This window comes from Streptomyces xiamenensis, from assembly GCF_000993785.3.
GTDB classification, from domain to species: Bacteria; Actinomycetota; Actinomycetes; order Streptomycetales; family Streptomycetaceae; genus Streptomyces; species Streptomyces xiamenensis.
This window is the reverse complement of the sequence record NZ_CP009922.3, coordinates 1,982,999-2,008,199: the sequence shown is the minus strand read 5'-3', so window position 1 is coordinate 2,008,199 and position 25,201 is coordinate 1,982,999. Positions and strand designations below refer to the sequence as shown.

Here is a 25,201-nt window from a genome sequence, read left to right as displayed (position 1 = left end):
CGGATGGCGGAGGTTCGGGCTCGTTGGGTTAGGGACACCGAGGTCGCCCCGGCCGCGGGCCGCGTCCTGGAAGGCGCCCCAACCGGTCCGGAGAACCCTGGCGCACGATGTGACACCGATGGTCCTCAGACCCCGTTCAGGGCAGGTTGCGCGCCATCACGATGCGCTGGATCTGGTTGGTGCCCTCGTAGATCTGGGTGATCTTGGCGTCCCGCATCATCCGCTCCACCGGGTAGTCCCGGGTGTAGCCGTAGCCGCCCAGCAACTGCACCGCGTCCGTGGTGATCTCCATCGCCGCGTCCGAGGCGTAGCACTTCGCCGCCGCGCCGAAGAACGTCAGGTCCGAGTCGCCGCGCTCCGAGCGGGCCGCCGCCGCGTACGTCAGCTGGCGGGCCGCCTCCAGCTTCATCGCCATGTCGGCCAGCATGAACTGCACGCCCTGGAAGTCACCGACCGGACGCCCGAACTGCTTGCGCTCGGCGACGTACCCCTTGGCGTAGTCCAGCGCGCCCTGCGCGATACCCAGCGCTTGCGCCGCGATGGTGATCCGGGTGTGGTCCAGGGTCCGCATCGCGGTGGCGAAGCCGGTGCCCTCCTCGCCGATCAGCCGGTCGGCCGGGATGCGGACGTTGTCCAGGTAGACCTCGCGGGTCGGCGAGCCCTTGATGCCGAGCTTCTTCTCCGGGGCGCCGAAGGACACGCCCTCGTCGCCCTTCTCCACCACGAATGCCGAGATCCCGCCCCGGGTGCGCTTGTCCGCGTCGGTGACCGCCATCACCGTGTAGTACTCGGAGACCCCGGCGTTGGTGATCCAGCGCTTCACACCGTTGAGGACGTAGGTGTCGCCGTCCCGCACCGCCCGGGTGCGCATGCCGCCGGCGTCCGAGCCCGCGTCCGGCTCCGACAGCGCGTACGAGAACATCGCCTCGCCCCGCGCCAGCGGCGCCAGGTAGCGCGCCTTCAGCTCCTCCGAGCCCGAGAGCAGCACCGGCATCGAACCCAGCTTGTTGACCGCCGGGATGAGGGAGGAGGAGGCGCACACCCGCGCCACCTCCTCGATCACGATCACCGTGGCCAGGGCGTCCGCGCCACCGCCCCCGTAGCTCTCGGGCACGTGCACCGCGTGCAGATCACTGGCCACCAGGGCGTCCAGCGCCTCCTGCGGGAAGCGGCCCTGCTCGTCCACCTCCGCCGCGTGCGGGGCGATCTTCGCCTCGGCGAGGGCGCGGACGGATTCCCGGAGCAGTTCGTGCTCCTCGGCCGGCCGGTAGAGATCGAAGTCCGCTGCTCCTGCCACCGCTCTCACTCCTGTGTGACGCGCCACCATGCTAATGACTGTTAAGTAACTTAACCCTAGATCCTGGGACCCTCCCCTCGCCAGACGGGGACTATGCTCGCTTCATGCCCCCGCTCAAGATCACCGTCATCGGCACCGGCTATCTCGGCGCGACCCATGCCGCCGCCATGGCCGAACTGGGCTTCGAGGTGCTGGGCCTCGACATCGCCGAGGAGAAGATCGACCTGCTCAGAGCAGGCCGTGCCCCGATGTACGAGCCGGGCCTCGAAGAGCTGCTGCGCCGTCATGTGGCCGGCATCGAGGGCTCGACGGGGCGGCTGCGCTTCACCACCTCCTACCCGGAGGCCGGGGAGTTCGGCGATGTGCACTTCATCTGCGTCACCACCCCGCAGAAGGCGGGCGAGTACGCCTGCGACATGAGCTACGTGGACGCGGCCGTCACCTCGCTCGCCCCGCATCTGAACCGCCCGGCGCTGGTGGTCGGCAAGTCCACCGTCCCGGTCGGCTCCGCCGCCCGGCTCGCCGCGCTCATCTCCTCACTCGCCCCGGCGGCGGCCGACATCGACCTGGCCTGGAACCCCGAGTTCCTGCGCGAGGGCTACGCGGTCCAGGACACGCTGCACCCCGACCGGATCGTCGCCGGCGTCACCGGAGAGCGCGCCGAGACGCTGCTGCGCCAGGTGTACGCGACCCCGATCGCCGAGGGCTCCCCGTTCCTGGCCACCGACCTGCCCACGGCCGAGCTGGTCAAGACGGCGGCCAACGCCTTCCTGTCCACCAAGATCTCCTTCATCAACGCGATGGCCGAGATCTGCGAGGCGGCCGACGGCGACGTGGTGCGGCTGGCCGAGGCGCTCGGGTACGACGACCGGATCGGCCACAAGTTCCTGCGGGCCGGCATCGGCTTCGGCGGCGGCTGCCTGCCCAAGGACATCCGCGCCTTCATGGCCCGGGCCGGTGAGCTCGGCGTGGACCAGGCGCTCACCTTCCTGCGCGAGGTCGACTCCATCAACATGCGGCGCCGCGCCCACATGATCGAGCTGACCCAGGAGGCCCTGGGCGGCTCGGTGCTCGGCCGGCGGATCGCCATCCTCGGCGCCACCTTCAAGCCGGACTCCGACGACGTACGGGACTCCCCGGCGCTCAACGTCGCGGGCCAGCTCCACCTCCAGGGCGCCCAGGTGACGGTGTACGACCCCAAGGGCACCGAGAACGCCCGCGCCGTCTTCCCCACCCTGCGCTACGCGGACACCGCGCTGACCGCGGCCCGGGGCGCGGACGCCGTGCTGCACCTGACGGAGTGGCGCGAGTTCGGCGAGCTGGACCCGGCCGCGCTGAGCGAGGTGGTCACCGAGCGCCGCATCCTGGACGGGCGCAACACCCTGGACCCGGCGGTGTGGCGCAAGGCCGGCTGGACGTACCGGGCGATGGGCCGCCCCACCGCGTGAGCTGAGGGGCGAGGACAGGAGAGGGGCGGGACGGCCGACCGGCCGTCCCGCCCCTCTTTCCGTTCCGTCCGCCCCCGGCGGCTTGTGGTCCGCTCAGTCCTTCACGCCGACGGTGACCTTCTCGTCGTTGATGATCTGGCTCATCAGCAGTTCGGTCTGATCCATGTCCCACAGCACCGCCGAGCCCTTGTCGGTGGCGTAACCCGGGTTGGCGACCGGGATGTTCATCTGCTCGGCGCCGCGCATCGCCAGGAACATCCGGCCCAGCTGCCACAGGCTCATGTCCTTGTCGACGATCAGCGCGTCCGTGGTGGCGCTCAGCGTCGGGTACAGCTTGAACGGGTTCAGCACGGTGGCCGGGGAGCCGGTCTGGCCGGCCAGCGCGCCCAGGAACTTCTGCTGGTTCTTGGTACGGCCCAGGTCGCCCTCGGCCTCCTGGTACCGCTGCCGGTTGAACGCCAGCGACTCGGCGCCGTTCAGCGTCTGGCAGCCCTCGGCGAAGTCGGCGCCGCTGTTCTTGTCCTGGATGGCCTTGTCGAAGCACATCTCGACCCCGCCCAGCGCGTCCACCACATTGGCGAAACCGCCGAAGCCGACCTCCACGTAGTGGTCGATGCGCACCCCGGTGTTGTACTCCACTGTCCGCACCAGCAGCTCGGGGCCCTCGATGGAGAAGGCGGCGTTGAGCTTCTGCTGCTGGGCCGGGATGCGGTTGCCGGACACCGAGCCGGTGAACTCCGGGATCGTCACCCACGAGTCACGCGGCAGCGAGATCATCGTGGAGCCGTTGTCGCCGACGTGCAGCAGGATCATGGTGTCCGTGCGCTTGCCCTCGGCCGAGCCGGTGGACAGATCGTTCTTCTGCTCGTCGCTCAGCCCCTCGCGGCTGTCCGAGCCCACGATCAGATAGTTGGTGCCCTTGCCGCTGTCCGGCCGGTCCTCGACGGAGGCGAGGTCCACCTCACGGTTGAGCTTGCTGTTCGCCCAGAAGTAGGTGCCGGTCGCGATCACCAGCAGCACCAGCACCAGCGCGAGCGCCGAGTACCCTATCCGCCGTCCCCAGCGGACGGGCCGCCGCGGCGGCCCGTCGCCGTCGTACGGGCCCCGCGCGGCCGGCGGCGGACCGGGATGGCGCGGGCCGCCCTGCCCCGAGCCCCGGTAGACCTGCCCCTCGCTGTAGCCGTCGTCGTACGCGTCATGGCCGCCGCCTCTCGGCTGCGGGGGCCCCTGGGGTGTGCCGCCGGGCGCGGGCCGCCGTACGTGCGGCATCACCCGGGCGCCCTCGGGGCCGCCGCCGCTGCCCCGCCCGTAGCGGTCCGCGCGCGGCTGATCGTCGTCCGTCCATCCCTGGGGCCAGTCGCTCATAACTCAGCAGTGTCCCCCGAGGCCAGGGCCGCTGGGGAGTGGCCCCGGTCACTTGTGGCAGAGCTGATGCACAAGGATTCCCCGCCTTACGCTGGTCTTATGACAGATCCCGTCATTTCCCGCCCGGAGAACGATCTTCCCGGCAAGCCCACCGGTGCCTCGCGCACCACCCTGTCGCACATCATGACCCAGAACGACACCAATCTGATGGGAACCGTGCACGGGGGAGTCATCATGAAGCTCGTCGACGACGCCGCGGGCGCCGTCGCGGGACGGCACTCCGGCGGCCCCGCCGTCACCGCCTCGATGGACGAGATGGTGTTTCTGGAGCCCGTGAAGGTCGGCGACTTGGTGCATGTACACGCCCAGTGCAACTGGACGGGCCGCTCCTCCATGGAGATCGGTGTCAAGGTCATGGCCGAGCGCTGGAACGAGTCCACCCCCGCCACCCGGGTCGGCACCGCCTACCTCGTCTTCGCCGCCGTCGACGACAACGGAAAGCCCCGCCCCGTCCCCCCGGTCGTGCCCGAGAACGACGAGGACCGCCGCCGTCACCAGGAGGCGCAGATCCGCCGCAGCCACCGGCTGGCCAGGCGGCGGGCCATCAAGGAGTCGCGCGGCGCGTGAACCGGACGGTGACGTTTGTCACCGCTCTCCGCTCGTCATCGCGGAGGCGCCGCAGCGGTCGCCGGCTCACAGCCGGGCGATCCGCGCGTGCCGCTGGCGCGGGGCGCGCCGGGCCGGGGCGACCCCCGACAGCAGGATCAGCCGGGCCGCCCGGTGGCGCTGCCCGGCGTACGGCTCCAGCAACTCCAGCATCCGGGCGTCGTCCGCGCCCCGCTCCCCGGTGAGCGCGTAGCCGATCAGGCCGGGCAGATGCAGATCCCCGACCGTCACCGCGTCCGGCGCGCCGTTGCTGCGCTGCAGCGTCTCGGCCGCCGTCCAGGGGCCGATGCCGTCGATCGCGCACAGCCGGGCGACGGCCGCCGGCAGGTCCATCGCCGCCGCCTCCTCCATCCGGCGCGCCACGCGGGCCGCCCGGACGATCGCCGCCGACCGCTTGCCGTCCACCCCCGCCCGGTGCCACTCCCACGACGGGACGCGGACCAGGGTGCGCGCGTCCGGCGGCACGTACAGCTGCGGCGCCCCCGGGGCCGGTTCGCCGAACCGGCGCAGCAGCAGCCGCCACGAACGGTGCGCGTCCTCGGTGGTGACCCGCTGCTCCAGCACGCAGGGCACCAGGACCTCCATGACCTGGCCGGTACGGATCAGCCGCAGACCCTGGTTGCGGCGCCAGGACTCGGCCACCACCCGGTGCCGGGGGACGAAGCCGGACGGGTCGTCCTCGCCGCCCAGCAGGGCCGGCAGCCGTTCCAGCACCCAGGCGGCGCCCGGCCCCCAGGCGGCGGCGCGCACGGTGCGGTCCGGCGCGTGGTCCTGGCGCAGCCGCAGCGTGGCCGGTCCCCGCGGGGTGCGGGTCGCCCGCCACAGCGTGCCGTCGGGGTCGCTGCCGAACGCGGGGTCGTACGGCCCGCGCCGCAGCACTCCGATGCTGCGGCGCAGGTCGTACGGCTGGGACCCGGGTGGGGTCCAGTGTTCTTCGAGAGGGCGTTCGGTCATGTTCCGGCCAGGCTAGCCGGTGGCCGGCCCGGTGCCCGAGGCGGTCAGCGGCCCTGGAACCCGGCCGCGGTGGAACGGATGGCGGGCAGCTGCGCGTACAGCTGCTCACCGGGGCACTCGGTGGCGAAGCCGTCGCGGTGGCCCGAGATGTTGGCCATCTTCACCGTGACGCCCTTCGCGTAGAGGCCGCCGCCCATCGAGGTGCGGTTGCGGGAGCTCTTGGGGTTGATGCCGGACAGGCCCAGCTTCCAGGCCGACAGCTGGGAGACCGCGTTCAGGGCCTCCTTGGTGGGGGCGCTGGAGCCGTGGCTGCCCAGCAGGGCCACGCCCATGCTGTTGTGGTTGAACCCGGCGGTGTGCGCGCCCTGCACGGCCCGGTCCACGCCGCCGGCCCGGCCCTCGTAGATGGTGCCGCACTTGTCCACGAAGAAGTTGTAGCCGACGTCCCGCCAGCCCTGGGACTGCACGTGGTACCGGTAGATGCCGCGGATGATGGCGGGGGCCTCCGCACAGGAGTAGTTGTTGCCGCCCGCGGTGTGGTGCACGAAGACCGTCTTCACCATGTCGGTGTAGGCGAAGGCGCTCTCGCGCAGGCTCTCGTCGGCGCCCCAGCCGGCCCGGGTGGTGATCGGCGGGCGCGGCCCCGGGTACGCGGCGGGGGCGGACTGTGCTCCGTCGCCCGAGACGCCCGAGACACCCGTGGCGGGTGTGGCGCCCCGGTCGGCGGTGGCCACGCTGGTGCCGGCGGCGTCGACGGCGACCGCGGCGTCCACGCCGGTGTCCGGGTCGATGAGTTCCAGGCTCAGTCCCTCGGGGAGCCCGGTCACCGGCGCCGTGCCGTCCTCGGGCCACACCCGCACCTCGACGGCGTCCGAGGCGCCCACCCACAGCGGCGCCGTGCCGCCGCGCAGCGCGCCGGCCGCCGCCTCCGCGGTGTTCCGGTCCGGGGCGTGGTCGGTGTGGGTCTCCAGCGGCTGCCATCCGGACCACTCGCCGTCCAGGGCGCGGGTGCGCACCTCGGCCTCGCCGTGCAACTCCTCGGCTGCGTCCGCCCACACGACGCCGAGCAGCGAGAACGGTTCGGTCTCCCGGGCCGGCAGCCCCACCTCCCCGCCGCCGTCCGCCGAACGGGCCGCGGGAGCGAGCGGTTCGAGCGGCAGCGACTGAATGCCGCTCGCCTCCGTGGTGGTGGCGGCCGTACGCGGGGCGGACGCGGCGACGGCACTCCCGGTGCCCAGGGGCACAACGAGCGGGACGGCGAGTGCGGCAGCACAGGTGACACCGATGGTGGAAGCAATGAATGCACGCATGACAAAGATCGTGGACATAGTGGTTCAAAACTGTCCATTCGTAATCTGACGCTCCGTAAGCAAGGAGCCGCGCCGCCCCTCGCCCGGGCCCCCTGCGGCGGCAACCCGCCCGGCGTACTGTGGCGGTGATGAACTCTTCCGAACACACCCCCGCCGACCTGCTGCGTTCCGCCCTGGCCGCGGACGCGGGACGTCCCCTGGTGACGTACTACGACGACACCCTCGGTGCCCGCGTGGAACTCTCCGCGACCACCCTCGCCAATTGGGTGGCGAAGATGGCCAACGCCCTCCAGGACGACCTCGTCGTCGAGCGCGGGCAGCGCCTCGCCCTGCTGCTGCCCGCACACTGGCAGACCGCCGCCTGGCTGCTGGCGTGCGCCGCCACCGGAGTCGTCGCCGACATCGACGGCGACCCCGAGGACGCCGATGCCGTCGTCGCCGGCCCCGACCGGATCGAGGAGGCCCGTGCCTGTCGCGGTGAGCGCATCGCGGTCAGCCTGCACCCGCTCGGTGCCCGCTTCCCCGCCGGTCCGCCGGACGGCTTCCAGGACCACGCGTTGCTCATCCCCGGGCAGGGCGACGCCTTCACCTCCTTCGACCCGCCGGGGCCCGAGGACCCGGTGCTGGTGGTCGAGGGCCAGGAGATGACCGGCGCCGAAGTGCTGGCCGCCGCCCGCGAGGACGCCGGCGACCTCGGCCTGTCCGCCGGTGCCCGGCTGCTGTCCCTGCGCGGCTACGACACCTGGGAGGGGCTGTCCGCGGGGCTGTTCGCACCGCTGGCGGCCGGCGCCTCGGTGGTGCTGGCTCCCGGCGCGGACCGGCTGGAGGAGGCGGCGCTCGCCGCCCGCCGGACGAGCGAGGGCGTCACCCACTTCGCCGACTGACAGTGGCCGCCCGGGCGGCGGGCCCGCAGGATCAGCACCATGAGGTTGCCCCGACAGGCCACGCGCCACCGGCCGTACGAGGAAAGCACCCCGGCCCCCGCCCGCACCCACCCCGGCGCCACCCGCTGGGCGCGGCGGCTGGCGGTGACCGTGGCGGCCGTCGTCCTGGCGGTCGCCGGCACCGGATACGCCCTGCACCACGGCTTGATCTACGCGTCCTCGCTGCCGACGAAGGACCAGAAAAACGGAAGTATCTAAATATTCTCCTCGCCGGGCCCGGGTGGAATACGTCACCGCCGTGCGGACCCGCGGAACCGTGCGGCTAATGTGTGCCGTCTGACTTCTCAGTCGGCACACGGAGGGCGCACGGTTACGTGGACGCGCAGGGACGTGGGGGCGCGGGCGATATCGATCCCGCAGACCAGTGGGTGTTGAACCCGGACACCGGTAACTACGAACTCAGGCTGCCCGGGGACACCACCGGGCGGCCCGGCAGACCGCGCTCCGGGGCACACTCCCCGGCTTCCGGTGACAGACCTACCCCCCGTAACGCTCCGCCACACCAGCGTCGCGCGCCGTCTTCCCCCCGGGAGGACACCAGCCGGGGCACCGGCAGCGGTCCGGGCGCGGGTTCGGGCCCGGGCGCGGCCTCCGGTTCGGGCACGGGCGCCGGTTCGGCCGAGCGCGCCGTACCCGCCCAGCGCTCCGGCGGCCGCCGCAAGGAGAGCGCCACCACGCGCTCCGGGTCCGCCGCCGGCCCCACCGGCAGCCGCGCCGACCGCCGCAAGGCCCAGGCCAAGAAGAAGGGCAAGGGCAAGAAAGCCCTGATGTGGATAGGCGGCGGGCTGGCACTGCTGCTCGTCGTCGGCTGCGCCACCGCCTTCTACGCCTACCAACGGCTCAACGGCAACATCGACAAGGTCGACGTCGTCGGCGCGGACAACCCGTTCCAGAAGGACGCGCCGGTCAACGTCCTGTTCATCGGCACCGACAAGCGCACCGGGGCCGGCAACGAGGACTACGGCAACTCGGGCGACGAAGGCCGCGCCGACACCGTCATACTCCTGCACTTCTCCCAGGACCGCACCCACGCCACCGGGCTGAGCATCCCCCGGGACCTCATCACCGACATCCCGGACTGCGAGGTCAAGCGGGACGGCGAGACCGTGACCATCCCGGGCACCGCGCAGACCCGCTTCAACTACAGCCTCGGCGTGGACGGCCGCGACCCGGGCTGTGTGTGGCGCACGGTCGAGGAGATCACCGGCGTCGAGATCAACCACTTCATGATGGCCGACTTCAACGCCGTGAAGGACCTGTCCACGGCGGTCGGCGGCGTCGAGGTCTCCTCGCCAAGGACATCAGCGACGACAAGTCGCACTTCCACATGGAGGCCGGCACCCACCGCCTCCAGGGTGAGGACGCGCTGGGCTTCGTCCGTACCCGTTACGGCGTGGGCCAGAGCAGCGACCTGAGCCGGATCAAGCTCCAGCAGCAGTTCCTCGGCTCGCTGGCCCGCGAGATGGTCGGCACCCTCAAGGAGCCCACCAAGCTGTGGGGCCTGGCCGACACCGCCACCAAGGCGCTGACCGTGGACACCGGCATCGGCAGCATCGACAAGCTGAACGACATCGCCCAGGAACTGGGCAAGGTCCCGGTCAAGGACATCTCCTTCGTCACCCTCCCGGTCGTGGACAACCCCGACGAGCCGGAGGACGCCAAGGCGACCGTCGTGCTCGACAGCGGCAAGGCCGAGCCGCTGTTCCGGATGCTCCAGGAGGACCTGTCGCTGACCGACAGCGGCGACGAGGAGAAGAACGGCGACAAGGAGGACGAGGAGAAGGCCGAACCGGCCCCCGCCTCCGAGGTCCGCGTGGATGTCTACAACGGCGGCAACGTGATCGGCGCCGCCCAGGACACCGTCAACTGGCTGCAGAACACCCACGGGGTGCTGCTGTCCACCAACGCCTCCAACGCCGACTCGCAGGAGACCACCACCCTGGAGTACGGCCCCGACCAGGCGGGACAGGCCGTGACCCTCGCGGATCTGATGGGGCTGCCCAAGAAGGCGCTCAAGGAGGGCTCGGCGGACGCCGGGGACACCCCGATGGTCCTCACCCTCGGCGACGACTTCCAGGGTGTGGGGATCCCGATCGAGGTCAAGGCCGAGAAGCCGGCCGATGTCGACACCATCACCGCTGACGACGAGAGCATCTGTGCCTCATAAATCCGATACACCCGACGCACCCGACGCGGCGGCGGCAACCGAGGACAGCGCGACGGCCGGCGGGGACGAGGAACCGGGAGAGATACCCGGCCCGTCCCGCCCGCCGGGGCGCCGCCGCTGGGTGCGCGTGCTGCGCTGGACGGCCGGCGGCCTGGCGGTCGCCGTCCTGGGCACCGCGGGCGCCGGCTACCTCTACCTCCGGCACCTCAACAGCAACCTCACCAAGGAGGAGCTGAACCTGGGCAGCAAACCCCCGCTGCCCCGCGCCACCCCCAACGCCGAGGGCCAGACCCCGATCAACATCCTGCTGCTCGGCTCCGACAGCCGCGGCTCGCAGGCCAACGCCGAACTGGGGGGCGCCCGCGACAACGCGGACCGCCCCGGCCTGGCCGACACCCAGATGCTCATCCACGTCTCGGCCGACCGCGGCCACATCTCGGCGCTCAGCATCCCGCGCGACACCCGCGTCACCATCCCCGAGTGCACCGACCCCAAGGACGGCACGGTCTACCCGGAGACCGAACGCACCATCAACACCTCCATCCAGCACGGCGGCCCCGGCTGCACCGTGGCCACCTGGGAGGAGCTGACCGGCATCCCCATCGACCACTTCATGATGGTCGAGTTCGCCGGGGCGGTCTCCCTGGCCGACGCGGTGGGCGGCGTACCGGTGTGCGTGGCCGACAACGTGCACGACGAGGACTCGGGCCTGCACCTGGAGGCCGGCACCACCGAGGTCAAGGGCGAGCAGGCGCTCCAGTGGCTGCGCACCCGGCACGGCTTCGAGGACGGCAGCGACATCGGCCGCACCAAGGCCCAGCAGATGTACTTCACGGCGATGGCCACCGAGTTGCAGCAGGGCACGAAGCTGACGGACCCCGTACAGCTGATGGACCTGGCCGAGGCCGCCACCGACGCGCTCACCGTGGACCCGGGCCTGGGCAGCGTCGAGGCGCTGTACGACCTGGGCGAGGACGTGAAGAACGTGCCGAGCGACGCGATGACGATGGTGACCATGCCGTGGCTGCCCGACCCGCAGCGCCCCGCCGCCCATGTCATCCCGGACGCCGAGCGCGCCGAGCGGATCTTCTCGGCGATCCGCAACGATGTGGCCCTGGACGACGCCGAGGGGCTGCGCGCGGCCGAGGAGGCGGAGGCGGAGCGGCTGGCCGCCGAGGCGCCGGACCCGGCCCCCGCGGAGGAGATCGCGGTGGCCGTGCGCAACGGCACGGGCACCGCCGCCATCGGCCCGGTCCCCGGGCGCGCCTCACAGGTCGCGGGCGCGCTGTACGGGGAGGGCTACACCCAGGCGTACGCGGACGACACCTGGGTCACCCAGGACGCGACGACGCTCGGCTACCCGGCCGGGGACCCGCAGCGGCTGGCGGACGCGCGGGCGGTGGCGGAGGCCCTGGGCCTGCCGGCGAGCGCCGTGCGCGAGAGCGAGGGCACGACGGTGCTGGTCCTGACGATCGGCGCGGACTGGCGCGAGGGCACGCTGTACGCGGCACCGCAGGAGGAGCCCGACGCGGACGCTGAGGAGGCCGGGGCCGGGGACGCCGGGGACCGTGAACGGGACGACGTCCCCGAGGAGATCCTGCGGGAGGACGAGGCGGTGACCGGCAAGGACGAGAACGCCTGCATGACGGTCAACCCGCTTCACATCTGGTGAGCGCCGGCCTGCCGCTCGACGCTGCTGGCCTTGACCCGGCGGGCCAGCTTGCGAGGGCTGGTGAGGAAGCCCCAGCCCCACGACATGTGCATGGTCGCCAGCGCCACCGGGATCCGTAGCCGCACCCCGGCCGAGGTGCCCTTGCCGGCCGGGATCGAGCCGAGGGTGATCGCGGCCAGGTAGCCGGCCGGCACCACGAAGGCCCAAGGGGTGAGCACCGCGCCGACGACGATCCCGGCCGCGATGGCGACCAGGGCGGTGGGCGGGGCGAGGTAGCGCGGGTTGATCGACCCGGCGTGGTAGCGGGCGACCACGTGCCGCCAGCGGCCGTAGTGCAGATACTGCTTGGCGAGCGCCCGGACGCTGGGCCGGGGCCGGTAGGAGACCAGCAGCTCGGGGGAGAACCAGATCATCCCGCCGGCCTGCCGGATGCGGAAGTTCAGCTCCCAGTCCTGGGCCCGGATGAACTCCTCGTTGTAGCCGCCCTGGGCCTCCAGCACCTCGCGTCGGAAGACGCCCAGGTACACGGTCTCGGCCTCGCCGGCCTGCCCGCCGGTGTGGAAGGCGGCGTTGCCGACGCCGATCTTCGAGGTCATGGCGCAGGCGACGGCCCGCTCCCAGTCGTTCTCGCCCTCGGCGTGCATGATGCCGCCGACGTTGGCCGCGCCGGTCTCCTCCAGGAGGCGCACAGCGGTGGCGATGTAGTCGGGGGAGAGCATCCCGTGCCCGTCGACCCGCACGACGACCGGGTGCCGGGACGCCCTGATGGCGGCGTTCAGCCCGGCCGGGGTCCGCCCGGTGGGGTTGGCGACGGTCTTGACCCGCGCGTCCTCGGCGACGAGTTCCTGGGCGATCCGGTCGGTGTCGTCGGCGCTGGGGCCGAGGGCGATGACGACCTCGAGCTCACCGGCATACTCCTGGGCCAGGATGTGCTGGACGGAACTGCGCAGATGCCGTTCCTCGTTGAGCACCGGCATGATGACGGACACGGCGGGGGGCGGGGTGCTGGTCACCCGGCTCACGTTACCGCGAACGGGGGACGCGGCAGCGCGCCGCCCCAGTATGTAGATCATCTGGAAATACCTTTGGCTGCCATGTCTGTGAGGTTCCGGATCGCCGCCACCCTCGCCGCCCTGCTGCTGACCATCAGCGGGGTCGGTCACGCCGTGGTCAGCAAGGTGGAGAACGGCGTCGAACGCGTCGACCCCTTCGCCGGCCTCCGCGACCAGGACCGCCCGGACGGCGACCCCGGGCTGAACCTCCTGGTCATCGGCACCGACACCCGCGACGGCCTGACCGACGAGGAACGGCGCGCCTACCACCTGGGCGGCGAGGGCTGCCACTGCGCGGACAGCATCATGCTGGTCCACCTCTCCGCCACGGGGGACCGCGCCTCCATCGTCAGCCTCCCGCGCGACACCCTGACCGCCCTCCCCGAACCCGCCAAGCTGAACGCCGCCCTCTCCCAAGGCGGTCCGGAACTCATGGTGAGCGCCGTCGAGAACCTCACCGACCTGCGGATCGACCACTACCTCGAAGTGAACTTCGTCAGCTTCATGCGCGCGGTCGACGCGGTCGGCGGCGTCGAGGTCTGCACCCCGCGCCCCCTCCAGGACGAGAAATCCGGCCTCGACCTCCCCGCCGGCACCTCCACCCTCACCGGCGGCGAGGCCCTCCAGTACGCCCGCGCCCGCACCGTCGACCCCACGGCCGACTTCGGCCGCATGCAACGCCAGCAGCGCCTGCTGGCCGCACTGGCCACCAAGGCCCTGGCCACCCCCGCCCGCATCCCGGCCACCGCCGAGGCCCTGCTGACCTCCGTCCGCGCGGACTCCGGCTTCGGCGCCCAGGAGATGCTCGACCTGGCCGAGATCCTCGCCGGCCCGAACCGCACGACGATCGACTACGCCTCGGTCCCCGTCGCCGACCGCGACCACACCCACCCCGACCTGGGCTCCACGGTCCTGTGGAACGAACGCGAGGCGGCAGCCCTGTTCACCACCCTGAAGAAGGACCTCCCCCTCCCCATCCCGAAAACCCCCACGGCGGCGACAACCCACCCGACTCAGCCGGCGAACGACACACTCTGCGAATGAAACCGCTCAGCGGCGGGCAACGACCGCATCCACACCGTCACCCACGACCCGTCCCCGAACCCGATCTCCACGCGGCGCCCGCGCCGCCGGCGCACCGAGCATGCGAGCGGCACGGCGTCGGACACGACCTGGTCCGGCCGGCGCCACCGCACCCCGCCGGCCACCGGTGTCAGCACCGCCCGCCGGGACGATTCCCGGACCGCGACGACGAAACGGCCCGCCTCGCTCTCCCAGCCACCGCTCCACACCTGCCCCCGCACGGGCCGCCAGGCCGCCACGGCGAGGCGCTTCAGGCCCTCGACGAGCAGTTCGAGGATCAGCTCCAGCCCGTCGATGATCACCAGTACAGCGAACAACGGCCTCCATCCCAGGCCCCGCCGCTTACCCCGCGGCGGCAGGGGAGCCGGCGGCCTGGGGACGAAGAAGTCGACCCAGCAGAAGAACTCACCTCCGCCGGTCACTGCCGCCCCCGATGATCTCCACCAGCGCCCAGACACCGGTGGACGGATTCACCGCGTACTCCTGACCGGATGTCGCAAGCCCCCGTGCACGCTCCACCGCCCTCGCCCAGCTAGGCCCGAAGTCGCGGGGGAAGTTGATCCTGGCTTTGTCGTAGGCCGGGACGTGCTTGGTGAGCAGAGGGACAAGCTGCCGGTACCCCATGATGTGGGCGGTGTGCGGGGTGTGGTGCAGCAGCAGCCACAACTCGAAGCAGGGGTTGGAGACGGCCAGCTTGATCCCCAGGTCACCGGCCTTCTTCACGGCCTGGTGGATGTCGCTGTAATCGTCGACATCGAAGACGCACCAAACCTGGTCGAAGTCCTCCGGGGCCTTGTCCCGGAAGCTGGCGGCATGGGCAACTAACTGAGAGGGCGAGCAGGGCTTGTTCCTGATCCTGACCGTGACAGCGGGGTTCGCGACATGCCCCACCAGCGCCCGCAGGTAGTCCCGTTCCGTGACATCGGAGTCGCAGAACACCAGGATGCGTTCTCTGGGTTCCCGCCCACGGCCGGACCTGCGCAGGTCGGACTCGAAGCGAGGCCCGCGTCGGGGGCTACTCCCCGGCTTCCTCGCCATCCACCCTCCCCCTGGCGGCCACCGCCGCTTCGAACCGCTCGTCACTGAGGAACGGCACGGCGCCGTAGCTGCCGCCAAGGTAGCGCCGCTCACGGTTCTCGTCCTGGCGCGGCCTGAAGTCCGACAGCGGGAAGAGGCTGGTCTCGCCGTACTCGTTCTTCTCGACGAACCAGACCTGATCCCGCTTGAGGATCTCCTCCCCTCCACTACGGCCGAGAAGGCTGGCGTCGTGGGTGGTGAGGATGAGCTGCGCGCCGTGCGGGTTGGTCTGCGGGTCCTGGAACAGCTTGACGAGGTGAGCCGTCAGCTTGGGGTGGAGGCTGGCATCGACCTCGTCGATGACCAGGAGACCACCGTGATCCAGGGTGTCCAGGACTGGGCCGGAGTACGCGAGGAGCATCTGCGTCCCCTCGGACTGCTCACCGATGTCGAGACGTGTCCTGCCGTGACGGCCCCGCTGGGCCACCCACAGCTTTCTGCCGCGGATGCCCCAGAGCTGATTCTCCCCGTCGTCCACGAACTCCGCCTCGTCCAGCCCCGCGTCCTCGATGCCAAGATCGGCCGCGCGCAACAGCGCGACGACCCGCGGTGCCCGATCCGGCGGCGAGAAGGGGTTGCGCGTACGGAGAATGCGTGGGGCTTGTCCAGGTGTCATGAACCTCAGGGTCTGCGCGAACCACCGGTACACGGGCAACAGGGCCTCCTGCCGCGACCGGGCGGCGACCGACATGAAGAGGGTGTTGGGTTCCGTGATCCTGCTGACCAGGTGCAGCTCCCGCTCGGGCACGGAGTCCCCGAAGGAGAAGCCGATCCCGTCGCGCTGGAAGATTTTGCGCTTCCGTCCGTGCGGGAAACTGTAGAGCCATTCGTCCCGCACCCGGTCGCCGTCGATACTGAAGCCGTACGTGTGGCGCACGCCGTCCAGCAGCAGGTCAACCACGTACCACGAAGCGGTGTCGGCGCCTTCCGGATCCAGGGCGAATGGTGTCCGGTTGATTCCCCCGCCCGGTTCCGCGTCCTGATGTGACCTGGCCACCATCCGTCGCATGAAGCGGAGAGCGTCCACCATGTTCGACTTGCCCGCCGCGTTCGCGCCGAAGATCGCCGCCACCGGTACGGCCTCCCAGGCCGTGCCCTCCGGGCGGTCCGCTTCGTAGACCGGGGTGAGGTTCAGTTGCTGCTCCTCCCAGAGTGAGCGGTGGTTCCCCACCCTGAAGCTCAGCAGCATCCTGATCCCTCCTTCAGTGGATTATGGACCCCTTCTCTGCGAGTAAACGGCACAGCAAGCCTTCAAGCAACGCTTTGAAGCGGATATCACCCTCAGCGGGTGACGATGAAGTCGTCCGCCTCGCGGGGCGGACGGGGCCTGGCCTCGCCCGCCGGGTGGCCGACCGCCACCGCGCCCATGGGGGACCAGTCCGCGGGGAGGTCCAGGGCGGCCCGGGTGGTGTCGCGGCAGAACATCGTGGAGGAGATCCACGCCGAGCCCAGGCCCTCCGCCGTCAGGGCGACCAGGAGGTTCTGGACGGCCGCGCCCATCGAGACCGTGAACATCTCCGCCTCCGCGCCCGCCCGGCGCGCGTCGGGGTAGGGGTGGGCCCACTGCGTCGTGGTCAGACAGGGGATCACCAGGTACGGCGCGGCCCGCAGGACGTCGCCGCGCTTCACCCGCTTGGCGATCGACTCCTCCGGCTTGCCGTCCGCCCGCAGGTCCGCGATCCACGCCTCGCGCATCGCGTCCAGCAGGGTGGTACGGCTGTCCGCCGACTCCAGCAGGACGAAGCGCCACGGCGTGGAGTGGTGCGGGGCCGGGGCGGTGATCGCCGCCGCGACCGCGCGGCGGACCGCCGCCGGGTCGACCGGGTCCGGGGTGAACTCCCGCACCGTGCGCCGCTGGGTCACCGCCTCGCGGATCGCCTCCGAGGTACCGAGCCGGAACATGTCCAGCGAGGCGTCCCTGATCAGCGCCCGGGCGGTCTCGGGCGTGTCGGGGTCCGTGCGGTGCGCCAGACCCCGTACCACCGCCACCGGCAGGCCCGAGGTCTTGCCCTTCACCAGGTCGCCGGCCCCGGCGAGTTCGTCGGCGAGCGCGGTGACCGTCATGCCCAGCGGGTTGCCGTGGGTGTCGGTGCCGCCGCGCAGATCGTCCAGTACCTCCACGCCCGAGGCGCCGATGGCCACGTCCGTCAGGCCCTCGCGCCACGGCCGTCCGAAGGTGTCGGTGATGATGACGCCGACGTCCACCGACAGCAGTTCCCGCAGCCCGCGCCGCAGTCGCGCCGCCGAGGCGTCCGAGTCCTCGGGCAGCAGGAGCACGGTGCCCTTGGAGGTGTTGGAGGCGTCGACCCCGGCGGCCGCCATCACCAGGCCGTGCCGGGTCTCCACGATGCGGGTCGCCCCGCGCCGGGCGACCAGCCGTACGGTCTCGGCGTCGATCGCCGCCTCCCGGTCATCGGCCTGGAGCACCCGGCCCTCGGCCTTGCTGACGATCTTCGAGGTGACGAGGAGGATGTCACCGTCCGCCAGGCCGGGGGTGTCCCCGGATCCGGCCGCCGTCGCGATCAACTCGGCCAGGCTGTCGCCGGGGTTGACCTCCGGAATGCCGGGCAGCGCCCATACGCGCAGGGTCATACCGTCCTCAACTCCTCGGCCAGGTTCAGTGCTTCGGTCGCCATCGCCTCGGTGGCGGCGGCGTCCGTCATCAGCAGGGGCACGGCGCGGCAGCGGATGCCGTCGGCCTCCACCGCCTTCACCGCGTGGGCGTCGACCGTGTCCACCAGCCAGCCGTCCAGCAGCCCGGATCCGTAGTGCTGGGCGACGGCCGCCGCCGTGGGCTCCACGCCGATGGCGGCGAGCACCTTGTCGGCCATGCCGCGCACCGGCGCGTCGCCGATGATCGGGGACAGGCCCACCACCGGGACGCCGGCCTCCGCGATGGCCTCCCGGATGCCGGGCACGGCGAGGATGGTGCCGACCGAGACGACCGGGTTGGACGGCGGGAAGATGATGGCGTCGGCGGCGCCGATCGCCTCCAGTACGCCGGGGGCGGGCGTGGACTGCTCGGCACCGACCGGGACCACGGCGTGCGCGGGCACGGCGGCCCGCAGCCGTACCCAGTACTCCTGGAAGTGGATGGCCTTGCGGGTGCCGTCCTCGGCGTCCGTCAGCACGTGGGTCTCGACCCGGTCGTCCGTCATCGGCAGCAGCGTGACGCCCGGCTGCCAGCGCCGGCACAGCGCCTCGGTGACCGCGCTGAGCGGATAGCCGGCGGCCAGCATCTGGGTACGCACGATGTGGGTGGCGAAGTCGCGGTCGCCGAGGCCGAACCACTCGGGTCCGACCCCGTACGCCGCGAGTTCCTCCTTGACGGCGAAGGTCTCCGCCGCCCGGCCCCAGCCCTGTTCCTCGTGGATCCCGCCACCGAGGGTGTACATCACGGTGTCGAGGTCGGGGCAGACCTTGAGGCCGAACAGATGGATGTCGTCGCCGGTGTTGCCGATGACGGTGATGTCCGCGTCCGGCGCGGCCCCTTGGAGACCGCGCAGGAAGCGGGCGCCGCCGATGCCGCCGGACAGAACCACGATGCGTCGCATGTGGCCAGTCTGTCAGCAGGCGACCTGCGGCTGTGTCCGGGCCCGTTGGGCGTGCATGGGCATCTCGGTCAGGCCCGGGAAGTACACGTGCAGGCTGACGGCCCCTTCGAGGGAGTCGTTGACCATCTCGTGGACGTGTCCGGGCGCGAAGACGTGCAGCGTGCCGGGGGTGAGGCGGCGCGGTCCGCGTGCGGTGCGTTCGGTGAGCGTTCCCTCCAGCACGGTGTGGACACCGCTGGACGGTCCGTGGTCGTGGAGCCCGCTGCCCTGGCCGGGCACCCAGCTCAGCAGCCACACCTCGTAGCCGGGGCCGGTGCGCAGCCGGTGGTACCAGCGGGTGGTCCCGTCGTACCGCACCAGGGGAGCCCAACACTCACGATCACCCGCGAGAGCGGTGGCCATCCCGGCGAACTGCGCGACGGTGGATGGGTGCTCGGCGACGGGCTGCAGAAGATGCGGCACGGAGAAGGGATCTCCGGCGATCTCGTTGTCGTTGTTCATGTGTGAGGTGGTCTCAGCGCTTCCGGAAGTGAGGAGAGGAGGGGCAGAAGATGTGTGCGTGCAGATTGATTCGGAACGGCCACTCGGTTGTCAACTCGGGGCCATCCCTTGGCGCATTCTTTCACCACATCCGGTCGTGCTGTCTGCTGAAAGGTTTATGCACCGCCTGAAGCGGTCAGGAGCACGCATCAGTCACGCAGTACGCGGTCAGGGGCGTATCTCATCAGTGCCCCTCTTTGATCCGAAATGAAGATCGGATAAAGCGAACGTGCTGAGTTGCGTGAGCATAGTTTGTGGCGATTTGAACACTTTCCGTATGGCTGTGGTGCCAGAGGGTGAATCATCGGGTGAATGGCAGATCGTGGCTTGACTGCCCGGGAGTGACGCACCTGTAATTTCACTCGTGTCGTTCGACGGCAATCGATAGCGAGCGATGGCATCACGGGGTAGCAAAGAGGACGAGGGGCGCGCACATGACCGAGCTGTTCCACCAACTGCTGGTCAACGAAGCGGACGAAGAGATGGGCTGGCAGGAGCGCGCGCTGTGCGCCCAGACCGACCCGGAGTCGTTCTTCCCCGAGAAGGGCGGTTCCACCCGCGAAGCCAAAAAAGTATGCCTGGCCTGCGAGGTGCGCTCCGAATGCCTGGAGTACGCCCTCGCCAACGACGAACGCTTCGGCATCTGGGGCGGCCTGTCCGAACGGGAGCGCCGCCGACTGAAGAAGGCCGCCGTCTGACCGCGGCGACGCCGCGAAGAACACGTCGGCACGGCCGTACATCTCCCCGGCGGGCCATGGACAGTTGTCCGGCACGCGGAGCGCCGTCGGCCCCAGCCGCTAGTGTGGTGCGCTGTCCCCGACGCACTCGCCGCTGCCGCAGGGCGCGCGCGTCCCCCAGCCCACCGAGCGAACCGGGGTCCGCACCTCGATGTCCGTGCACAGCCAGCAGCCGGCGCACCCGTCCGCCACCACCGCTGCCGCCGCCACCCCAGCCTTCCCGCAGCATGTGGTCACCGCCGTGCTCGTCTCGCACGACGGCGAACGCTGGCTCCCGGAGGTCCTCACCGGACTGCTGGGCCAGGACCGGCCCGTCCAGGACGTCATCGCCGCCGACACCGGCAGCGCCGACAGTTCCGCCACCCTGGTCACCGAGGCGTTCGGCGCCGACCGGGTGCTGCACCTCGCCCGCCGCACCGGCTTCGGCACCGCCGTCGCCGAGGCCGCCCGCAGCGCGCCCGTGCTCACCCCCGACGACCTCCCGTACCTCAAACGCCCGGAGGCGTGGGACCCGACGACGCGGACCTGGAACAACGACGTCTACGACCTGCCCGAATTCCCGCACGGCGAACCCGTCCACTGGCTGTGGCTGCTGCACGACGACTCGGCCCCCGAGCCCGACGCGCTCGCCGAACTCCTGCGGCAGGCCGACGCCAGCCCCTCCGCCGCCGTCATCGGCGCCAAACTCCGCGGCTGGTACGACCGCCGCCAACTCCTGGAAGCCGGCGTCACCATCGCCAACAGCGGCCGCCGCTGGACCGGCCTGGACCGCCGCGAACAGGACCAGGGCCAGCACGACCAGGTCCGCCCGGTGCTGTCCGTCTCCACCGCCGGAATGCTCATCCGCCGCGACGTCTACGAGGAACTCGGCGGCTTCGACCGCCGGCTGCCCCTCATGCGCGACGACGTCGACCTGTGCTGGCGTGCCCACTCCGCCGGCCACAACGTCCTGATCGCCCCGGGCGCCGTCCTGCGGCACGCCGAGGCCGCCGCCCGCGAACGCCGCACCATCGACTGCTCCGGCCGCACCGCCGTCAACCCGCACCGCGTCGACAAGGCCGCCGCCGCGTACACCCTGCTCACCGGCGTCCGCACCCGCGCGCTGCCCTGGGTCCTGTTCCGCCTCGTCCTGGGCACCATGCTGCGCGTCCTGGGCTACCTGGTGGGCAAACTCCCCGGCCGCGCCCTCGACGAGGCCACCGGACTGCTGGCCACCCTGCTGCGCCCCGGGCGCGTCCTCGCCGCCCGCAAACGCCGTCCCAAAGCCGCCGAACCCGGCGAACTGAGAACCCTGTTCCCCCCGCGGGCGCCACCCTGCGGGCCACCGTCGAGCAGATCGTCGGCGCCGTCTCCGCCCGTTCCGAAGCGGCCGCCGCCACCAGCGGCGGCGGCCGGCACGGCGGCCCCGTCGAATCCGGGCCCGGCGACGACGACACAGAATCGCTCCAGGTCGAACAGTTCGCCCGGCTCAAGCGGCTCGCCCGCAAACCCGGACTCGTGCTGTTCATCGGCTTGTTCGCCGTCGCCGCCGTCGCCGCCCGCGATCTCATCGGCGGCGGCGCCCTGGCCGGCGGCGCCCTGCTGCCCGCCCCCGCCGACATCTCCACCTGGTGGGACCGCGTCTGGCAGACCTGGCAACCGGTCGGCACCGGCGGCGCCGAGAGCGCGCCCCCCTACCTCGGTGCCCTCGCCCTGGTCGCCGGCGCGCTGCTCGGCAACCCCGGCGTCGCCATGACCGCGCTGCTGGTGTGCTCCGTGCCACTGGCCGGGGTCAGCGCGTACCTCACCTCCAAGCCCCTGGTGACCTCGCGCCTGCTGCGCGCCTGGGCCGCCATCGCGTACGCCTTCCTGCCCGCCGTCACCGGCGCGCTGGCCACCGGACGCGTCGGCACCGCCGTCCTCGCCGTCCTCCTGCCGCCGCTGGTCCGCTGCGCCGTGGCCGCCGCCGGGCACACCCGCGACAGCGGCAAGGGCTCCTGGCGCGCCGCCTGGGCCGCCGCCCTACTGCTCACCGTCGCCACCGCCTTCACCCCCGTGATGTGGCCGCTGGCCGTCCTGCTCGCCGTCGTCTCGCTCGCCCTGCCGCTGCGCCTGGAGGGCGCGCTGCGGGTGGCCAAGGCCGTACGGTTCGCGGCGATCCTGCTCACCCCGCTGCTGCTGCTCGCGCCGTGGTCCTTCTCGGTGCTGCTGAGCCCCGACGAATTCCGGCACGAGGCCGGGCTGCGCTTCGACACCGGCGCCGCCACGGCCACCCAGCTGCTCAACGCCAACCCCGGCGGCCCCGGCACACCCGGCAGCTGGCTGCTGATCGGGCTGCTGTTCGCCGCGCTGGGCGCGCTGCTGCGCACCGACCGCCGACTGGCGATCGGCACCGCCTGGAGCGGCGCGCTGCTGGCCCTGCTGTTCGGGGTGTGGGTCAACGACAGCGCCTGGGCCGGGCCCGCGACACTGCTGTACGGCATCGCCCTGCTGTCCGCCGCCGTGCTCGGCGCGGACGGGGCGCGCGGACGCGTCGCCGCGCAGAGCTTCGGCTGGCGGCAGCCGGTCGCCGTGGCGGTCGCCACCGCGGCCGCCGCGGGGCCGCTGCTGGTCGCCGCCGGCTGGATGATCAGCGGCGCCGACGGCCCGCTCCAACGCCGTGACCCGGTGCAGGTGCCGGCCTTCGTCGCCGAGGAGTCCTCGACGCGCGACCAGGCCCGCACGCTGGTGCTGGCGGGGGAGAGCGACAGCGCGGACGGTCTGACCGAGCGCGTCACCTACACGCTGGTACGCGGTTCGGGCGCCCGGCTCGGCGACGCCGACGTGGCCCGGCTGCTGGGCGAGGACACCGCGCTGACCCGCGCCGTGGGCGACCTGGTGGCCGGCTCCGGCGCCGACCAGACCGAGGCGCTCGCCGCCTACGCCGTGCGCTACGTACTGGTGCAGGACGGCTCGCCCGCCGAACTGCGCCGCGTCCTGGACACCACGCCGGGTCTCAAGCGGCTCAGCCAGGAGGACGGCGGCGCGCTGTGGCGGGTGGAGAGCCCGGTCGGCCGCGTGATGGTGCTGCCCGCCGAGGGTTCGGCCGAAGCGCCGGTGGCGCTGCCCGCCGGACCGGTCGAGGCGCACACCGACCTCCCGGAGGGCGAGGCCGGGCGCGTGCTGCGGCTGGCCGACACCGCTGACGAGGCGTGGACCGCGACCCTGGACGGCACGCCGCTGAAGCCGGTGACGGTGGGCGGCTGGGCGCAGGGCTTCGAACTGCCGGAGGGCGGCGGCAAGCTGGCCCTCACGTACGACACCCCCGGGACGCACACCCTGTGGGTGTGGACGCAGGGCTTCCTGCTGCTGGTGGTGGCGGTGCTGGCGCTGCCGGGCCGCCGCAAGGAACTGGACGACGACCTGCCGGACCAGGAGGAGGCCGCCGCGGCCGCGGTGCCCTCGCAGGGCCGCGGTGCGCGTCGCCGCGCGGCCGCGGAGGCGGCCGAAGCGGCGCGGACGGGGGAGACGGCGGACGCGGGGGACACGGCGGACGCCCCGGACCACGCGTCGCCGCCGCCCGGTCCCGACCCGGAGCCGCAGCCCGAGCCGGCACCGGAGCCCGGGTACGTCCCGCAGCAGCAGGGCTACTACCAGGACCAGCAGCCGCAGCAACAGCAGGACTGGGCTGGCTACTACGACCAGCAGCAACAGCAACAGCAACAGCAACAGCAACAGCAACAGCAACAGCAGCAGCAGTACGGCGGCTGGGACGGCCAGTACCCGCAGCAGCAACAGCAGAACTACCAGGCGCCGTACGACTATCCGGCCGATTACGGCGACGGGAGCAGCCAGCGATGAACCGGACGACCATCTCCCTGCTGGCCACGGTCACCGCGCTCGTCGCGGTGACCGGCGTGGCCTCCCTCGGCGACGGCGAAGAGGACACCACCCCGGCCGGCAAGGCCCGTGAGATGCCGGTGGAACGCACCGCCCTCACCTGCCCCCGCCCCACCGACGCGGAACTGGCGACCACCGAGTACACCGCGTACACCCCGGCCGCCGAGAGCAGCGCCGAGGGCCGGGGCGAAGGCCGCGCCTACCTCCTCCCCGCCCCCGAGTACACGGCCGGCTTCGGCACCGACGAGGACGCGGACAGCGAGGGCCCCGAGCCGCTGGTCGCCCTGGAGCAGCCGGGCGTCCCCGTCGCCGAGAGCATCGACACCTACGGGGCGCCCGCCCTCGCCGGCACCGCCGAGCAACTGCTGGCCCCCGGCTGGACGGTGCAGCAGACCACCAGCGTCCGGTCCGGCAGCGGCCAGGGCCTGATGGGCACCGCCTGCCAGGTCCCGGACAGCGAGTTCTGGTTCGCCGGGGCCAGCACGGCCGACGCCCGCAACGACTACGTCCACCTCACCAACCCCGACGAGAGCCCCGTCGTCGTGGACATCCAGCTGTACGGCCCGGAGGGCCGGCTGGAGTCCGCACTGGGCGGCGAGGGCGTCACCGTCCCCGGCGGCACCTCGGTCCCGGTCCGGCTGACCACGCTCACCGATGACCCGCTGGCCGACCTGGCCGTCCAGGTGACCGCCCGCACCGGCCGGATCGGCGCCCAGATCGAGGCCACCGACGCCCAGCTCGGCGTCGACTGGCTGACCCCCGTCTCCGCCACCACCGGTCCGCTGGTGCTCCCCGGCATCCCCGCCGACGCCCGTACCGTCCGGCTGGTCGCGTACGCGCCCGGCGACGACGATGTGGCGCTGGACGTCGCCCTGTCCGGGCCCACCGGCTCCTTCACCCCGGCCGGCAACGAGTCGATCACCCTGCGCTCGCGCACCCTCACCGCCATCGACCTGGAGGACCTCACGCAGGGCCAGCCCGGCTCGCTGGTCCTCACCCCGTCCTCCGGGTCGGGCGACGGCCGGGTGGTGGTCGGACTGCGGGTGACCCAGGGCGAGGACGACGAGCGCGAGATGGCGTTCATCCCGGCCACCGCTCCCATAGAGCAGCGCGCGAGCGTGGCGGGCAACACCGCCAAGGGCACCACGCTCTCGCTGGTCGCGCCGGACGAGGCGGCCGAGGTGCGGATCACCGTCTCGGGCGGCAGCGGCGGGGGAGACGCCCCGGAGCCGGAGACGTACACGGTGGAAGCCAGGAGCACCCTGGCCATCGCGCCCGAGCTGCCCGACGGCGCCAAGGGCCGCTACGCCATCACGATCGAACGCCTCGGCGGCGGCGAACTGTACGCGTCCCGCACGCTGTCGAAGAAGCAGGACGACATGGTGACCTTCACGGTCCAGACGATCCCCGACGACCGTTCGACGGTGTCCGTCCCGCAGACCGGTCCCGACCTGTCCGTTCTCACGGACTGACGCCG

At 72.0% G+C, this 25,201-nt stretch carries 19 protein-coding genes and 2 pseudogenes; 10 read left to right on the top strand and 11 right to left on the bottom strand.

The features are described from left to right. Window positions 1-136: 136 nt before the first annotated feature. Window positions 137-1,297, bottom strand: a complete 1,161-nt coding sequence (locus tag SXIM_RS09060) for an acyl-CoA dehydrogenase family protein (RefSeq protein WP_030735650.1) — start codon at window positions 1,295-1,297, stop codon at window positions 137-139. Window positions 1,298-1,401: 104 nt separating this feature from the next. Here SXIM_RS09060 and SXIM_RS09055 point away from each other — a divergent pair, with 104 nt between their 5' ends. After that, window positions 1,402-2,745 carry a UDP-glucose dehydrogenase family protein gene (locus SXIM_RS09055; RefSeq protein WP_046723569.1) on the top strand — a complete coding sequence of 448 codons (1,344 nt, stop codon included), beginning with the start codon at window positions 1,402-1,404 and terminating at the stop codon, window positions 2,743-2,745. Window positions 2,746-2,838: 93 nt separating this feature from the next. Here SXIM_RS09055 and SXIM_RS09050 read toward each other — a convergent pair whose 3' ends face one another. After that, window positions 2,839-4,110 carry an LCP family protein gene (locus tag SXIM_RS09050; protein WP_030735646.1) on the bottom strand — a complete coding sequence of 424 codons (1,272 nt, stop codon included), beginning with the start codon at window positions 4,108-4,110 and terminating at the stop codon, window positions 2,839-2,841. A gap of 99 nt (window positions 4,111-4,209) precedes the next feature. Here SXIM_RS09050 and SXIM_RS09045 point away from each other — a divergent pair, with 99 nt between their 5' ends. After that, entirely contained in the window at window positions 4,210-4,737 is a 528-nt protein-coding gene (locus tag SXIM_RS09045; protein WP_030735644.1) for an acyl-CoA thioesterase, read from the top strand. 66 nt (window positions 4,738-4,803) lie between these two features. Here SXIM_RS09045 and SXIM_RS09040 read toward each other — a convergent pair whose 3' ends face one another. Beyond that, window positions 4,804-5,730 carry a DNA-3-methyladenine glycosylase family protein gene (locus tag SXIM_RS09040; protein WP_046723567.1) on the bottom strand — a complete coding sequence of 309 codons (927 nt, stop codon included), beginning with the start codon at window positions 5,728-5,730 and terminating at the stop codon, window positions 4,804-4,806. Window positions 5,731-5,774: 44 nt separating this feature from the next. After that, on the bottom strand, window positions 5,775-7,040 hold the full coding sequence (locus SXIM_RS09035) for a peptidoglycan recognition protein family protein (RefSeq protein ID WP_046725544.1): 1,266 nt from the start codon (window positions 7,038-7,040) through the stop codon (window positions 5,775-5,777). Between the two features lie 128 nt (window positions 7,041-7,168). Between SXIM_RS09035 and SXIM_RS09030 the strand changes: the two genes are divergently transcribed. From SXIM_RS09030 to SXIM_RS09015, 4 genes and pseudogenes are all read left to right on the top strand, one after another. Beyond that, complete coding sequence (locus SXIM_RS09030; protein WP_030735636.1) at window positions 7,169-7,924, top strand: TIGR03089 family protein; 756 nt, start codon at window positions 7,169-7,171, stop codon at window positions 7,922-7,924. 39 nt (window positions 7,925-7,963) lie between these two features. Then, the gene (locus tag SXIM_RS09025) at window positions 7,964-8,182 is read left to right on the top strand and encodes a hypothetical protein (RefSeq protein ID WP_030735633.1); all 219 of its coding nucleotides are present in this window, start codon (window positions 7,964-7,966) and stop codon (window positions 8,180-8,182) included. Window positions 8,183-8,298: 116 nt separating this feature from the next. Next, a pseudogene (locus tag SXIM_RS09020) lies at window positions 8,299-10,151 on the top strand (LCP family protein). Further along, a complete protein-coding gene (locus tag SXIM_RS09015; protein WP_246156860.1) occupies window positions 10,141-11,823 on the top strand; it encodes an LCP family protein in 1,683 nt (560 codons plus the stop codon). Before SXIM_RS09020 ends, SXIM_RS09015 begins: the two are co-directional and overlap by 11 nt. Here the strand turns inward: SXIM_RS09015 and SXIM_RS09010 are convergent. After that, the gene (locus SXIM_RS09010; RefSeq protein ID WP_267881000.1) at window positions 11,811-12,836 is read right to left on the bottom strand and encodes a glycosyltransferase family 2 protein; all 1,026 of its coding nucleotides are present in this window, start codon (window positions 12,834-12,836) and stop codon (window positions 11,811-11,813) included. The two genes, SXIM_RS09015 and SXIM_RS09010, sit on opposite strands and share 13 nt — an antisense overlap. A gap of 81 nt (window positions 12,837-12,917) precedes the next feature. On the opposite strand from SXIM_RS09010, the gene SXIM_RS09005 reads away from it, so the two are divergent. Further along, complete coding sequence (locus SXIM_RS09005) at window positions 12,918-13,919, top strand: LCP family protein (RefSeq protein ID WP_158708058.1); 1,002 nt, start codon at window positions 12,918-12,920, stop codon at window positions 13,917-13,919. On the opposite strand, the gene SXIM_RS09000 is transcribed toward SXIM_RS09005, so the two are convergent. From SXIM_RS09000 to SXIM_RS08975, 6 genes are all read right to left on the bottom strand, one after another. After that, window positions 13,889-14,275, bottom strand: coding sequence for a hypothetical protein (locus SXIM_RS09000; RefSeq protein ID WP_030735604.1), 387 nt, complete (start codon window positions 14,273-14,275; stop codon window positions 13,889-13,891). The two genes, SXIM_RS09005 and SXIM_RS09000, sit on opposite strands and share 31 nt — an antisense overlap. 88 nt (window positions 14,276-14,363) lie before the next feature. Then, a complete protein-coding gene (locus SXIM_RS08995) occupies window positions 14,364-14,897 on the bottom strand; it encodes an RloB family protein (protein ID WP_030735601.1) in 534 nt (177 codons plus the stop codon). 76 nt (window positions 14,898-14,973) lie between these two features. Next, on the bottom strand, window positions 14,974-16,224 hold the full coding sequence (locus tag SXIM_RS08990) for an AAA family ATPase (RefSeq protein WP_030735598.1): 1,251 nt from the start codon (window positions 16,222-16,224) through the stop codon (window positions 14,974-14,976). Between the two features lie 92 nt (window positions 16,225-16,316). Next, on the bottom strand, window positions 16,317-17,627 hold the full coding sequence (locus SXIM_RS08985; RefSeq protein WP_046723565.1) for a coenzyme F420-0:L-glutamate ligase: 1,311 nt from the start codon (window positions 17,625-17,627) through the stop codon (window positions 16,317-16,319). After that, window positions 17,624-18,589: a 2-phospho-L-lactate transferase gene (gene cofD / locus SXIM_RS08980; RefSeq protein WP_030735592.1), complete on the bottom strand. Its 966-nt coding sequence runs from the start codon at window positions 18,587-18,589 to the stop codon at window positions 17,624-17,626. Before cofD ends, SXIM_RS08985 begins: the two co-directional genes overlap by 4 nt. 12 nt (window positions 18,590-18,601) lie before the next feature. Next, complete coding sequence (locus tag SXIM_RS08975) at window positions 18,602-19,090, bottom strand: cysteine dioxygenase (RefSeq protein WP_030735589.1); 489 nt, start codon at window positions 19,088-19,090, stop codon at window positions 18,602-18,604. A 473-nt stretch (window positions 19,091-19,563) separates the two neighbouring features. Here SXIM_RS08975 and SXIM_RS08965 point away from each other — a divergent pair, with 473 nt between their 5' ends. The 3 genes and pseudogenes from SXIM_RS08965 (at window position 19,564) to SXIM_RS08955 (ending at window position 25,196) form a co-directional block, all read left to right on the top strand. Then, on the top strand, window positions 19,564-19,827 hold the full coding sequence (locus SXIM_RS08965) for a WhiB family transcriptional regulator (protein ID WP_019435379.1): 264 nt from the start codon (window positions 19,564-19,566) through the stop codon (window positions 19,825-19,827). 190 nt (window positions 19,828-20,017) lie between these two features. Continuing rightward, a pseudogene (locus SXIM_RS08960) lies at window positions 20,018-23,685 on the top strand (glycosyltransferase). Continuing rightward, a complete protein-coding gene (locus SXIM_RS08955; protein ID WP_030735580.1) occupies window positions 23,682-25,196 on the top strand; it encodes a DUF5719 family protein in 1,515 nt (504 codons plus the stop codon). Before SXIM_RS08960 ends, SXIM_RS08955 begins: the two are co-directional and overlap by 4 nt. The last annotated feature ends 5 nt before the right edge of the window (window positions 25,197-25,201 follow it).

Excerpts from the sequence above, each read along its gene's own strand:
- SXIM_RS08985 (WP_046723565.1), bottom strand. The coding sequence starts at position 17,627 with ATGACCCTGCGCGTATGGGCGCTGCCCGGCATTCCGGAGGTCAACCCC.
- SXIM_RS09005 (WP_158708058.1), top strand. The coding sequence starts at position 12,918 with ATGTCTGTGAGGTTCCGGATCGCCGCCACCCTCGCCGCCCTGCTGCTG.
- SXIM_RS08975 (WP_030735589.1), bottom strand. The coding sequence starts at position 19,090 with ATGAACAACGACAACGAGATCGCCGGAGATCCCTTCTCCGTGCCGCAT.
- SXIM_RS09055 (WP_046723569.1), top strand. The coding sequence starts at position 1,402 with ATGCCCCCGCTCAAGATCACCGTCATCGGCACCGGCTATCTCGGCGCG.
- SXIM_RS09025 (WP_030735633.1), top strand. The coding sequence starts at position 7,964 with ATGAGGTTGCCCCGACAGGCCACGCGCCACCGGCCGTACGAGGAAAGC.
- SXIM_RS09045 (WP_030735644.1), top strand. The coding sequence starts at position 4,210 with ATGACAGATCCCGTCATTTCCCGCCCGGAGAACGATCTTCCCGGCAAG.
- cofD (WP_030735592.1), bottom strand. The coding sequence starts at position 18,589 with ATGCGACGCATCGTGGTTCTGTCCGGCGGCATCGGCGGCGCCCGCTTC.
- SXIM_RS09050 (WP_030735646.1), bottom strand. The coding sequence starts at position 4,110 with ATGAGCGACTGGCCCCAGGGATGGACGGACGACGATCAGCCGCGCGCG.
- SXIM_RS08990 (WP_030735598.1), bottom strand. The coding sequence starts at position 16,224 with ATGCTGCTGAGCTTCAGGGTGGGGAACCACCGCTCACTCTGGGAGGAG.
- SXIM_RS09030 (WP_030735636.1), top strand. The coding sequence starts at position 7,169 with ATGAACTCTTCCGAACACACCCCCGCCGACCTGCTGCGTTCCGCCCTG.
- SXIM_RS09035 (WP_046725544.1), bottom strand. The coding sequence starts at position 7,040 with ATGCGTGCATTCATTGCTTCCACCATCGGTGTCACCTGTGCTGCCGCA.
- SXIM_RS08955 (WP_030735580.1), top strand. The coding sequence starts at position 23,682 with ATGAACCGGACGACCATCTCCCTGCTGGCCACGGTCACCGCGCTCGTC.
- SXIM_RS08965 (WP_019435379.1), top strand. The coding sequence starts at position 19,564 with ATGACCGAGCTGTTCCACCAACTGCTGGTCAACGAAGCGGACGAAGAG.
- SXIM_RS09040 (WP_046723567.1), bottom strand. The coding sequence starts at position 5,730 with ATGACCGAACGCCCTCTCGAAGAACACTGGACCCCACCCGGGTCCCAG.